The organism is Kitasatospora sp. NPDC048545, assembly GCF_040651155.1.
Taxonomy (GTDB): domain Bacteria; phylum Actinomycetota; class Actinomycetes; order Streptomycetales; family Streptomycetaceae; genus Kitasatospora.
Map to the genome: position 1 here is coordinate 94,910 of NZ_JBEZIQ010000027.1, position 11,914 is coordinate 106,823.

General features: G+C 71.8%; 12 protein-coding genes and 2 tRNA genes. 6 read left to right on the forward strand and 8 right to left on the reverse strand.

Annotation, left to right across the window (positions count from 1 at the left end; all coding sequences use genetic code 11):
• Positions 1-39: 39 nt before the first annotated feature.
• The 5 genes from AB0D10_RS24870 to AB0D10_RS24890 form a co-directional block, all read right to left on the reverse strand.
• On the reverse strand, positions 40-867 hold the full coding sequence (locus tag AB0D10_RS24870; protein WP_360260117.1) for an ABC transporter permease: 828 nt from the start codon (positions 865-867) through the stop codon (positions 40-42).
• The gene (locus AB0D10_RS24875; protein ID WP_360260119.1) at positions 864-1,874 is read right to left on the reverse strand and encodes an ABC transporter ATP-binding protein; all 1,011 of its coding nucleotides are present in this window, start codon (positions 1,872-1,874) and stop codon (positions 864-866) included. The genes AB0D10_RS24870 and AB0D10_RS24875 overlap by 4 nt, the downstream gene beginning before the upstream one ends.
• Positions 1,875-2,028: 154 nt before the next feature.
• Positions 2,029-2,101: transfer RNA gene (locus AB0D10_RS24880), tRNA-Gly, on the reverse strand.
• 39 nt (positions 2,102-2,140) lie between these two features.
• Positions 2,141-2,213 (reverse strand) — tRNA-Gly (locus AB0D10_RS24885).
• 153 nt (positions 2,214-2,366) lie between these two features.
• Positions 2,367-2,684, reverse strand: coding sequence for an Lsr2 family protein (locus tag AB0D10_RS24890; protein ID WP_030056585.1), 318 nt, complete (start codon positions 2,682-2,684; stop codon positions 2,367-2,369).
• 467 nt (positions 2,685-3,151) lie between these two features.
• Here AB0D10_RS24890 and purS point away from each other — a divergent pair, with 467 nt between their 5' ends.
• The 4 genes from purS to AB0D10_RS24910 all read left to right on the forward strand — a co-directional run bounded on the left by purS (position 3,152) and on the right by AB0D10_RS24910 (position 7,217).
• Entirely contained in the window at positions 3,152-3,406 is a 255-nt protein-coding gene (purS, locus tag AB0D10_RS24895; RefSeq protein ID WP_049654013.1) for a phosphoribosylformylglycinamidine synthase subunit PurS, read from the forward strand.
• The gene (purQ, locus tag AB0D10_RS24900; RefSeq protein ID WP_360260121.1) at positions 3,403-4,080 is read left to right on the forward strand and encodes a phosphoribosylformylglycinamidine synthase subunit PurQ; all 678 of its coding nucleotides are present in this window, start codon (positions 3,403-3,405) and stop codon (positions 4,078-4,080) included. Before purS ends, purQ begins: the two co-directional genes overlap by 4 nt.
• Positions 4,080-6,335 (forward strand): phosphoribosylformylglycinamidine synthase subunit PurL, encoded by a 2,256-nt coding sequence (purL, locus tag AB0D10_RS24905; RefSeq protein ID WP_360260124.1) that lies wholly within the window; start codon positions 4,080-4,082, stop codon positions 6,333-6,335. The genes purQ and purL overlap by 1 nt, the downstream gene beginning before the upstream one ends.
• Before the next feature lie 66 nt (positions 6,336-6,401).
• Positions 6,402-7,217 carry a sterol carrier family protein gene (locus tag AB0D10_RS24910; protein WP_360260126.1) on the forward strand — a complete coding sequence of 272 codons (816 nt, stop codon included), beginning with the start codon at positions 6,402-6,404 and terminating at the stop codon, positions 7,215-7,217.
• 263 nt (positions 7,218-7,480) lie between these two features.
• Here the strand turns inward: AB0D10_RS24910 and AB0D10_RS24915 are convergent, their stop codons facing one another.
• Positions 7,481-8,281, reverse strand: coding sequence for a DUF3152 domain-containing protein (locus tag AB0D10_RS24915; protein WP_360260128.1), 801 nt, complete (start codon positions 8,279-8,281; stop codon positions 7,481-7,483).
• A 292-nt stretch (positions 8,282-8,573) separates the two neighbouring features.
• Here AB0D10_RS24915 and AB0D10_RS24920 point away from each other — a divergent pair, with 292 nt between their 5' ends.
• Positions 8,574-8,993, forward strand: coding sequence for a DUF3151 domain-containing protein (locus tag AB0D10_RS24920; protein ID WP_360260130.1), 420 nt, complete (start codon positions 8,574-8,576; stop codon positions 8,991-8,993).
• Between the two features lie 91 nt (positions 8,994-9,084).
• Here the strand turns inward: AB0D10_RS24920 and fbaA are convergent, their stop codons facing one another.
• A complete protein-coding gene (fbaA, locus tag AB0D10_RS24925; protein WP_360260132.1) occupies positions 9,085-10,107 on the reverse strand; it encodes a class II fructose-bisphosphate aldolase in 1,023 nt (340 codons plus the stop codon).
• A gap of 363 nt (positions 10,108-10,470) precedes the next feature.
• Here fbaA and AB0D10_RS24930 point away from each other — a divergent pair, with 363 nt between their 5' ends.
• On the forward strand, positions 10,471-11,202 hold the full coding sequence (locus AB0D10_RS24930; protein WP_360260134.1) for a VTT domain-containing protein: 732 nt from the start codon (positions 10,471-10,473) through the stop codon (positions 11,200-11,202).
• A 172-nt stretch (positions 11,203-11,374) separates the two neighbouring features.
• Here the strand turns inward: AB0D10_RS24930 and pyrE are convergent, their stop codons facing one another.
• On the reverse strand, positions 11,375-11,911 hold the full coding sequence (pyrE, locus tag AB0D10_RS24935) for an orotate phosphoribosyltransferase (RefSeq protein ID WP_360260136.1): 537 nt from the start codon (positions 11,909-11,911) through the stop codon (positions 11,375-11,377).
• Positions 11,912-11,914 lie beyond the last annotated feature (3 nt).

Consider the following 11,914-nt stretch of genomic DNA (forward strand, 5'->3'; position numbering starts at 1 on the left):
GTCGATCGGGGGGCGGTCCTTCGGATTGCCGACGATCGCTCAGCGGCGGGGCTCCCAGCGGAAGTAGCGCACCGCGCCCCAGACGGCGAGGCCCAGCCAGACCGTGCCGGTGACGAGGTGCGGGGCGGCGGTGCCCCAGCTGCCGGCGAAGCCGGTCGCGGCGGCCGAGCCGTCGGTGCCGAACCAGCCGACCCGGATCAGCTGGAAGGCCGGGGTGGTCGGCAGCAGCCGGCAGGCGTCGGCCAGCTGCGAGGGCATGACCTCCAGCGGGACGAACAGGCCGGAGCCGAACTGCATGACCAGCATGACCGGCAGGGTGGTGATGCCCGCGCTCTCCACGGTCTTGGTGAACGCGCTGGACAGCGCGGCCAGGGCGATCATGGTGCCCAGGATCAGTGCCAGGCCGACCAGCATCAGCAGCGGGTTGACCGGCACGGTCAGGTGCAGGCCGAGGCCGCCGCCGACCCCGATCAGGGCGGCCATCAGCAGGCCGAGGACGAGCGAGGGGACGGCCGTGCCGAGCATGATCTCGATGTCCCGGGCCTCGCCGGTGCGCAGCCGCTTGAGTACCAGTTCACCGCGCCGCCCGACGTACGCGGCGGTCAGGTTGTAGTACACGACGAAGGCCAGGACCATCCCGACCGAGCCGTAGACCAGCATCGAGTCGACGTCCAGACCGGGGTTGTTCTCGGCCTGCTTCTTGAGGATTCCGCGCAGCGAGCTGATCAGCACCACCGGCAGCACCACGGCGGTGAACAGGGCGGTGCGGTTGCGCAGCAGCAGGGTGGCCTCGGCGCGGCCGAGGGAGAGCAGACGGCCGGCGGTGGTGCTCGGGGCACCGGTGGCAGCGTTGGCGGCGGTGGTCATCGGGCGGATCCGATCAGGCGGCGGCGGGCGGGACGGGCGGGGGCGGCGGGTGCCTGCGGCGGGGCCTGGTGGGCGGCCTCGGAGGCGATGGCGAGGAAGGCCTCCTCCAGCGAGGCGCTGCGGGCGTCCAGGGCGCCGAGCACGACGCCGTGGTGGTGGGCCCAGCCGAGCAGGTCGTGGAGGGTCTGCTGGAGGGCGGTGGTCTGCACGGTGACCTTGCGGCCGTCGACGGTGACCTCGGCCGGGGCCAGCAGGGGGAGCGCGGCGCCGGCGAACTCGGGCAGCTCGAAGGAGATCCGGGACGGCCGCCCGGCGATCACCTCGGCGACGGTGCCCGCGGTGACGACCCGGCCGCCGTGCATGACGGCCAGCCGGTCGGCCAGTTCCTCGGCCTCCTCCAGGTAGTGCGTGGTGAGCAGCACGGTGGTGCCCTGGGCGCGCAGGTCGCGGACCAGCCGCCAGACGGAGGCGCGCGCCTCGGGGTCGAGGCCGGTGCTGGGCTCGTCCAGGAACAGCACTTCCGGGCGGCCGAGCAGGGCCATCGCGAGGTCGAGCCGACGTCGTTCGCCGCCGGACAGCTGCTTGACCCGGACGTCGCGGCGGTGGCCGAGGCCGACCAGCTCCAGCGCCTCCTCGACCGGGCGGGCGCCGCTGGTCATCCCGGCCCAGGCGCGGCCGGTCTCGGCGGCGGTGAGGTCGCCGGGGAAGCCGCCCTCCTGGAGCATGATGCCGATCCGCGGGCGGACGGCGGCGCGCTCCCGGTGGGGGTCGTGGCCGAGCACCCGGACGGTTCCGTCGCTGGGGGCGGCCAGGCCCTCGATGAGCTCCATGGTGGAGGTCTTGCCCGCACCGTTGGTGCCGAGCAGGGCGAACAGTTCGCCGCGGCCGACGGTCAGGTCGACGCCCCGGACGGCGTGGTAGCCGGTGGCGCCGCTGCCGTAGTGGCGGTGCAGGCCGGTGACCTCGATCACGCTGTCGGTGGGGCGGGAGGGGCTGCTCGTTTCCATGCCCCAAGCCTTCCGCCGCCCCGGACGCGCGGGCAGTGCGCGCCGTCATGACATCGCGGTGGGGATCCACGGGTCGGCGATGACAAATGTCATGGGGGATTTCGGGGCGGGAATGCCGAAGGGCCCCCTCGATCGAGGGGGCCCTTCGTTTCGGAGCGGACGACGAGATTCGAACTCGCGACCCTCACCTTGGCAAGGTGATGCTCTACCAACTGAGCCACGTCCGCAGGTCAAACTATTGAGTTGTGCTGTGCTCGCGCACTGCGAGCGGACGACGAGATTCGAACTCGCGACCCTCACCTTGGCAAGGTGATGCTCTACCAACTGAGCCACGTCCGCACGGTGCCTGGTGGGGCACCCGCCGCCTCTTCGGATCTCTCCGTTGCGGCGACGAGGAATACTCTACAGCATCGTTCGGGGTGGTCGCCCCACCCTTTCGGTCCGGGCGGGCGGGGCGACCGGAGGGGGCGGGTGCCCCCCGAGCCGCGAGGGTCAGTTCGCCTCGGCGAACGCCTCGTACACGTGCTTGGGGATGCGGCCGCGGGCCGGCAGTTCCATGCCGCGGGACAGGGCCCAGGCGCGGACGGCGGCCGGGTCCGGGGTGAGGGCGGTGCGGCGGAACGACTTTCCGGTGCGGCTCTGGCGGCGGCCGGCGGCGACGAACGGAGCGAGGGCCTCCCGCAGCTTTTCCGCGTTGTCCACGGACAGGTCGATCTCGTACGACTTCCCGTCGACGCCGAAGTGGACGGTTTCCGCGGCAGCGCCGCCGTCCAGGTCGTCGGAGAGCGTGACAACTACACGCTGAGCCATGGGTGTCAATCCTCTCGGGCAATTCGGCCACCGGTCCGCGGGGGTACGCCCGGGGCCTGATGTGCACCAACTCGCGCAAGCGCATACGGGCAGGCCGGACGGCCCGCCTGATACGCAGCACTTGCCGCGACAGGTGGCCCTATTCTGCACCCGAAGGGGGTCGAAATCGAAGAGTCCGGCATTCTTTTCCGGATATTCACGTGTCTTCGCGGGACTGCCGGATACGGTGTGCGGGACGGGCGGATCTGTCCCCAAGTGCCGTTTTCGGGTGTTCTTCGGAGGCGCTCGTTCCGGGAGCCGAATCCGCGGAAACCGGCAGCCCCGGACGAGGGGTCGGGGGTCCGGATCCCTTGTGGCGTAAGGGGCCCGGGTCTACGCGCGTCGCTATCCCCGGCCAGCAATCCTGCCCGAAACCACCGGTAGTCTGGAGTTCCCCCGCCTCACCGAAGACACCACCGGGAGTGCCAGTGGCACGCGTCGTAGTCGACGTCATGCTCAAGCCGGAGATCCTCGACCCCCAGGGACAGGCGGTGCAGCGTGCACTGCCCCGTCTCGGATTCACCGGGATCGCCGACGTCCGCCAGGGCAAGCGTTTCGAGCTGGATGTGGAGGGCCCGGTCGACGACGCGGCGCTCGCCCGTATCCGCGAAGCCGCCGAGACCTTTCTCGCCAACACCGTGATCGAGGACTTCACCGTCCGGGTCGAGGAGGAGGGCAAGTGACCACCCGCGTAGGCGTCGTCACTTTCCCCGGCTCCCTCGACGACCGCGACGCCCAGCGGGCGGTCCGCCTCGCCGGCGCGGAGCCGGTCGCCCTCTGGCACCGTGACAAGGATCTCCACCAGGTCGACGCCGTCGTCCTGCCCGGCGGATTCAGTTACGGCGACTATCTGCGCTGCGGCGCGATCTCGCGGTTCTCCCCGGTGATGGAGACCGTCATCGAGCAGGCGAAGCTCGGAATGCCGGTGCTCGGTATCTGCAACGGCTTCCAGGTGCTCTGCGAATCCCACCTGCTGCCCGGCGCGCTCACCCGCAACGACTCGCTGCACTTCATCTGCCGCGACCAGAAGCTGCGCATCGAGAACGCCGGCACCGCCTGGACCCGGGATTACTCGGCGGGCCAGGAAATCGTCGTCCCGCTGAAGAACGGCGAGGGCCGCTTCGTCGCGGACGCGCACGTCCTGGACGAACTGGAGGCGGAGGGCCGGGTGGTGGCCCGTTACCTGGACGTCAACCCGAACGGTTCGTACCGCGACATCGCCGGCATCACCAACGCCGCCGGCAATGTCGTCGGCCTGATGCCGCACCCGGAGCACGCCGTGGAGCCGCTCACCGGTCCGACCACCGAGGGCCTGGGCTTCTTCACTTCCGTCCTGAAGCAGCTGGTGAACGCCTGATGAGCCTCGACACCGTCAAGAACGCCGAGCAGACCCCGGACGCCGCCCAGCCCTGGGCCGAGCTCGGCCTCAAGGAGGACGAGTACGCGCGCATCCGGGAGATCCTCGGCCGCCGCCCGACCGGCGCCGAACTCGCGATGTACTCGGTCATGTGGTCGGAGCACTGTTCGTACAAGAGCAGCAAGGTCCACCTGAAGCAGTTCGGCGAGAAGAAGCCCGACTCGGACGCGATGCTCGTCGGCATCGGCGAGAACGCCGGTGTGGTCGACGTCGGTCAGGGCTACGCGGTCACCTTCAAGGTCGAGTCGCACAACCACCCGTCGTACATCGAGCCCTACCAGGGTGCGGCCACCGGCATCGGCGGCATCGTGCGCGACATCCTGGCGATGGGCGCCCGCCCGGTCGCCGTGATGGACCCGCTGCGCTTCGGTGCGGCCGACCACCCGGACACCCGGCGCGTGCTGCCCGGGATCGTCGCGGGCATCGGCGGCTACGGCAACTGCCTGGGCCTGCCGAACATCGGCGGCGAGGTCGTCTTCGACTCCTGCTACCAGGGCAACCCGCTGGTCAACGCGCTGTGCGTGGGCGTCATGAAGCACGAGGACATCCACCTCGCGCAGGCCTCCGGCGCCGGCAACAAGGTCATCCTGTACGGGGCCCGCACCGGTGGCGACGGCATCGGCGGCGTCTCGGTGCTGGCCTCCGAGACCTTCGACGACACCAAGCCGGCCAAGCGCCCGGCAGTCCAGGTCGGCGACCCGTTCCAGGAGAAGCTCCTCATCGAGTGCACCCTGGAGATCTTCCGCGAGAAGCTCGTCAAGGGCATCCAGGACCTCGGCGGCGCCGGTCTGTCCTGCGCCACCAGCGAGCTGGCCTCGGCCGGTTCCGGCGGCATGCGGATCGAGCTCGACACCGTGCACCTGCGCGACCACACGCTCTCGCCGGAGGAGATCCTCATGAGCGAGTCGCAGGAGCGCATGTGCGCGATCGTGGAGCCGGACAAGGTCGACCGCTTCCTGGAGATCTGCGAGAAGTGGGACGTCATCGCCAACGTCATCGGTGAGGTGACCGACGGCGAGCGCCTGGAGATCTTCTGGCACGGCGAGCTCGTGGTGGACGTCCCGCCGCGCACCGTCGCCCACGAGGGCCCGACCTACGAGCGCCCCTACGCCCGCCCGAGCTGGCAGGACGCGCTGCAGGCGGACGCCCCGACGGCCGAGCGGCTGGCCCGCCCGACCACCGGCGAGGGCCTCAAGGCCGACCTGCTGAAGGTTGCGAGCCACCCGAACCAGGCCTCCAAGTCCTGGATCACCGACCAGTACGACCGCTACGTGCTCGGCAACACCGTGCTCTCGGTCGGCGAGGACTCGGGCATGATCCGGATTGACGAGGAGACCAACCTCGGCGTCTCGGTCGCCACCGACGGCAACGGCCGCTTCGCCAAGCTGGACCCGTACACCGGCGCCCAGCTGGCCCTGGCCGAGGCGTACCGCAACGTCGCGGCCGGCGGTGCCAAGCCGCTCGCCGTCTCCGACTGCCTCAACTTCGGCTCCCCCGAGGACCCGGATGTGATGTGGCAGTTCGCCGAGGCCACCCGCGGCCTGGCCGACGCCTGCCTGGTGCTCGGCACCCCCGTCACCGGCGGCAACGTCTCGCTGTACAACCAGACCGGCGAGGTCGCCATCCACCCGACCCCCGTGGTCGCGGTGCTCGGGGTCATCGACGACGTCACCCGGCGCACCCCGACCGGCTTCGCCGAGGAGGGGCAGCTGCTCTACCTGCTCGGCGACACGGCGGACGAGCTCGGCGGCTCGGCCTGGTCCCAGGCGGTCCACGAGCACCTCGGCGGCCTGCCGCCCACGGTGGACCTGGAGCGCGAGCGGCTGCTCGGCGACATCCTGATCGCCGCCTCGCGCGACGGCATGATCGACGCCGCGCACGACCTCTCCGACGGCGGTCTCGGCCAGGCGCTCGTGGAGAGCTGCCTCAAGGGCGGCCACGGCGCGCGGATCGTCGTGCCCGAGGGCACCGACCCGTTCGTCCTCCTGTTCTCGGAGTCGGCCGGCCGCGCCGTCGTGGCGGTGCCGCGCAGCGAGGAACTCCGGTTCAACGACATGTGCACCGCGCGTGGCCTGCCGGCCACCCGGATCGGTGTCGTGGACGGCCAGGACCTGGACGTCCAGGGCCAGTTCAGCGTCTCGCTGGCCGAGCTGAAGGACGCCCACACCGGCGTCATCGAGGCCCTGCTGGGCTGATGCACGGCTCCCGAGGGGCGGGTGGTTCCTGGTGAACCGCCCGCCCCTCGGCGTATCTTGAGGCCCGTGCCCGCCAAGCCCAGGACGTACCAGCCGCAGAAGGTGAGCGCCGCGCTGGCGGCGCAGAACGAGGAGCTGCGTGCCGTCGTGCACGGGCTGACGGAGGAGGACCTGGACCGGCCGACCAGGCTCGGCTCCTGGCGGGTCCGGGAGTTGCTGGCTCACCTGGGCCTGGCGCTGGGCCGGCTGCCCGGCGCGGTGGACGGTCCGGTGCCGGACGGGCCGGTGCTCTCGCTGGCCGGCTACGCGGCGCTGAGCCGGACCATGGCCGAGGCGGTCGACACCGCGGTGACCGAGCACGCGGCGACCGGCTTCGCGGGCCCGCCGGAGAAGGTGGCCGCCGCGTTCGACCGGGCGCTCGACGCCGTCCGGGCCGTGCTCGACCGGCCCGCGACGGCGGCACCCGGGCAACGGACCGCCCAGGTCGTCGGTCGGCCGATGCTGCTGACCGACTACCTGGTGACCCGGCTGGTCGAGGCCGTGGTGCACGCCGACGACCTGGCCGAGGCGCTCGGCCGGGACGCCTTCCCGCACGACCGCCAGGCCGTCGCCGCCGTCACCCGGATGCTGGCCGACGCCTTCGCGGACCGCGCCCCCGGTGGCGCGGTCGAGCTGCGGATCCCGCCGTACGCGGTGGTGCAGGCCGTCGAGGGCCCCCGGCACACCCGGGGCACCCCGCCCAACGTGGTCGAGACCGACCCGCTGACCTGGATCCGGCTGGCCACCGGGCGGACCGGCTGGGCGGCGGCGGTGGACGCGGCCGTGGTGTCCGCCTCCGGGGAGCGCAGCGACCTGCGGGCCCACCTGCCGGTGCTCGGCTGACCGGGGCGCCGGACCGCTGCTACGGGCTTCGGCGCAGCTGACCCGTCGGCGCCTCGGCGGTCCTGCGCAGCGGTTCGCCGGTGGAGGCGGGGGCGGGCTCGGCCCGGTCTTCTGCGACCGCAGCAGCACGATGTCCCCCTCGCCCCTGGGCGTGATCCGGGTGAGCGCCGCCGTGCCCGTGCCGGGGAGGAGCTCGGTCCGCCCGGGGCCGGGCGGACCGGTGGAGCCGCTGCGGAACGGGGCCGGGCGGACCGGTGGAGGCGTTACGGAACGGCGGGCCCGCTCAGGTAGGTGCCGTCCGCCGAGTACGGCCAGGCGTTGGGCGTGCAGCCCTTGAGGCCGTATATCTGCTGCATCATCGCGGGCGCGGGCTTGCCGGGGGCGGGGCAGCCCTCGTGTCCGTGGCCGATCCGGTGGCCCACCTCGTGGTTGACGATCAGTGCCCGGTACTCGTCGATCGGTCCGGTGAACTGCGGTGAACCGGTGTTCCAGCGCTTGGAGTTGACGAGCACCTGGTTGCCGACGTTGCAGTTGACCTCGCCGTGGGTGTCCAGGCCGGAGGCGCCGCAGATCCGGTCCACGGTGCCGGGCGAGGCGATCTTCACGGTGAAGTCGTACGAGCCGCCGGCGACCAGCTGGAAGCCGTTCTTGCGGTCGTTGGTCCAGCCGCGGGGGTCGCCGAGGATGCCGTGGATCTGGGCGGCGGCGGCCGCGGCCTCGATCCCGATGCCGTCCTCGACCTCGACCCGGTAGCGGCGCACGTTGCCGCGGCCGACCGCCTTGGCGGTGGCGGGGGCGACGGTGAAGGTGCCCGCGCCCTTGGTGGGGCCGGGGTCCGGCCCGGTGGGCGTGGCCGTGGCCGTGGGTGCCGGGGCCGGTGGCGGCGTGGGCGTCGGGGTGGTGACCGGGGCCGGCGGGGGCGTTTCCACCGAGGCGGTCTCCTCGCCCGGTGGGACGGCCCGCGCCTGGGTGGTGGGCGTGGCGGCCGGCGTGCCGGAGGACCGGTTCAGCACCAGCGCGGTGGCGCCCAGGAGCAGTGCGGTCACCACCAATGCCGTGAGCATGCCAGGGCCCACTCTTCGGCGCGGCCGGCGACGTCTGCGGCCGCCGTTTCGGTTCGGGGCTGCTCGCCTACCGGCGGGTCGGACTGCGGACACGATCGTCACCTTGGCATGGCGAACGGGTGAATGTCCATGTACCCGGTATGCAGATCACGGAGCGGACCACCGGCCGGACCGCGGCGGGACCGCGGCGGGACCGCAGGACGGGATCACGGGCCGCGGCCGGCGGACCGGTGGGCCCGCCGAGCACGGTGCGGCGGTTGACCCCTGCGCCTCGGGTGGCAGACTTCAGGGCATGGCGATCCACAGGAATCTTCTCGACGGTCCCGAACCGACCCTCCTGCCCGAGGAGGAGCGTCCCTACAAGATGCTGGCGGAGGAGTCGGCCTCACCGACCCAGGTGGCGGCCGAGTTCCCGACCTTCTGCCTGGCCTGGGCGATGCTCGCCGACGACGCCAACGCGGCCGGCCGGTACGTCGAGTCGTACGCCTACGCCCGCACCGGCTACCACCGCGGCCTGGACGCGCTGCGGCGCAACGGCTGGAAGGGCCACGGCCCGGTGCCGTGGGAGCACCGCGGCAACCGCGGCTTCCTGCGCTGCCTGGCGGCGCTCGCGCGCGCGGCCGGCGCGATCAAGGAGACCGAGGAGGAGGCCCGCTGCTGGCAGTTCCTGAAGGACAGCAGCGCGGAGGCGTACGCGGAGCTCAAGCAGTAGGACACCCGGACCCCGATGCACGGGTGCCCCCGGCGGAGGACCGCCGGGGGCACCCGTGTGCGTGCCGCGTCCGTTCACGCGGCCGCGGGGCTCACTTCAGGCGCTTGTCGGCCGAACGCAGCTGCTCGGCGGCCTCGACCACGCGGGCGGCCATGCCGGCCTCGGCGAGCTTGCCCCAGGTGCGCGGGTCGTAGGTGTTCTTCTTGCCGACCTCGCCGTCGACCTTCAGCACGCCGTCGTAGTTGGCGAACATGTGGCCGGCCACCGGGCGGGTGAAGGCGTACTGGGTGTCGGTGTCCAGGTTCATCTTCACGACGCCGTTCTCCAGCGCGGTGGCGATCTCCTCGGCGGAGGAGCCCGAGCCGCCGTGGAAGACGAAGTCGAACGGGTCGGTCTTGCCGTACTGCTTGCCGATCGCGTCCTGCAGCTCGCGCAGCAGCTCCGGCTTCAGCACGACGTTGCCCGGCTTGTACACGCCGTGCACGTTACCGAACGAGGCGGCCAGCAGGTAGCGGCCCTGCTCGCCCAGGCCCAGGGCCTCGGCGGTGCGCACGGCGTCGTTGACGGTGGTGTACAGCTCGTCGTTGATCTCGTGGGTGACGCCGTCCTCCTCGCCACCGGTCGGGGTGATCTCGACCTCAAGGATGATCTTGGCGGCGGCGGCCTGGGCCAGCAGCTCCTGGGCGATGGCCAGGTTGTCGGCGAGGGTCTCGGCGGAGCCGTCCCACATGTGCGACTGGAACAGCGGGTTCTCGCCCTTGGCGACGCGCTCGGCGGAGACCGCCAGCAGCGGGCGGACGTAGCCGTCCAGCTTGTCCTTCGGGCAGTGGTCGGTGTGCAGCGCGACGGTGACGTCGTACTTGGCGGCGACGATGTGGGCGAACTCGGCGAGCGCGACCGCGCCGGTCACCATGTCCTTGTTGTGCTGGCCGCCCAGGAACTCCGCGCCACCGGTCGAGATCTGGATGATGCCGTCGCTCTCGGCCTCGGCGAAGCCACGCAGCGCGGCGTGCAGGGTCTGCGACGACGTGACGTTGATGGCCGGGTAGGCGAACTTGCCCGCCTTGGCCCGGTCCAGCATCTCGTTGTAGACCTCGGGAGTTGCGATGGGCATGCGATCCGCTCCTGTCGGGTTGCGGCGTACGGACGGTGCTGTCCGACGCTGTGTACGCCTTCGTGACGACTCGTGCCGGCCCGCCGACGCGCGGCGTTGCGGTGTGGCTCTCCGGCACCAGGCTTCGAGACGACCTCCGCGGTACGGCCATGAGGGTGGTGGGCCGCCGCGGACCGGACGCCTCGGCCATCTTCCCAGACTCGTGCCCGCAGGTCAGCAGTAGCCCGCCTGTCGGAATCCGGTCCGGCGCAGCGGGTGCGGCCGTTGGGGCGGGTGGGGCCGAGCCCCACGCATGGCCCGGTCGGGAGCCCCCCGGTCCGGTACGCCCGCTCGCCCGCAAGGTACGCCCGCTATCCTGCGCCCGTGGACTACAACCAGCTGGCCGTCAACCTGCTCGACGCCAAATCCCTGATCTCGTCCCTCGGCGCCATCGGGCTGATAGCGATCATCTTCGCGGAGACCGGCCTGCTGGTCGGCTTCTTCTTCCCGGGTGACTCGCTGCTGATCCTCGCGGGCGTCGCCGCCTCGAACGCCGCCTCGTCGGTGCTCGGCGACGGTGCCAAGCTGCCGATCGCGGTGCTGCTCGTCGGCTGCCCGATCGCGGCGATCGCCGGCGCCCAGCTGGGGCACCTGATCGGTGCCAAGATCGGGCCGAAGATGTTCGACAAGCCCGACTCCAAGATCTTCCGCCGCGAGTACGTGGTGAAGGCGGAGGAGTACTTCAACAAGTTCGGCTCCGGCAAAGCCGTGGTGCTGGCGCGCTTCATGCCGATCATCCGCACCTTCCTGAACCCGGTCGCCGGCACCCTGGAGATGCCCGCCCGGACGTTCTTCCTGTGGAACGTCATCGGCGGTGTGCTCTGGACCGAGTCCATGCTGCTGATCGGCTACTTCTTCGGCGACGCGCTCGCCCCGGTGATCGACAAGTACCTGATCCCGGCGGTGCTGCTGATCGTGCTGCTGTCGATCTCGCCGATCCTGTTCGAGGTCATGCGCGAGCGCAAGAAGAAGAAGAAGAAGAAGAAGGCGGGCGGCGCCGACGACTCCGACGACACCGCGGCGCAGGCCGGCGGCGGTCGGCACCGGCGGGGCTGAGCGCCCGCCTCCCGCACACGGCGAAGGGCCGGGTCCGTTCCACGTGTTTCACGTGAAACGGACCCGGCCCTCTGTCGTCCGCCGCCGGGCGCGGGCTGGGCCGGCCGGTTCGCTGCGGGGTGTGTTCGTGCGGCTTCCGTCGCGGGGATCGTCCCCGTGCGGGCCCCGTGGGTCAGAGACCCAGGTCGTCCAGGTCGTACGCGGTCACGTAGGCCAGGCCCTGCTCCTCGACGGCACCCGCGCCACCGCGCTCCACGATCACCGCGACGCCGACCACCTCGGCGCCCGCCTCGCGCAGCGCCTCGACGGCGGTCAGCACCGAGCCGCCGGTGGTGGAGGTGTCCTCGACCGCCAGCACCCGGCGGCCCTTCACCTCGGGGCCCTCGATCCGGCGCTGCAGACCGTGCGCCTTGCCGGCCTTGCGGACCACGAAGGCGTCCAGCTTCTGCCCGCGCGCGGCGGCGGCGTGCAGCATCGCGGTGGCCACCGGGTCGGCGCCCAGGGTGAGACCGCCGACGGCGTCGTACTCCAGGTGCGAGGTCGCGTCCAGCATCACCCGGCCGACCAGCGGGGCGGCCTCGCCGTCCAGCGTGATCCGGCGCAGGTCGACGTAGTAGTCGGCCTCCTTGCCGGAGGAGAGGGTGACCTTGCCGTGCACGACGGCCTTGTCCTTGATCTGTGCCAGCAGGGCGTCGCGGTCGTTGCTCATGAG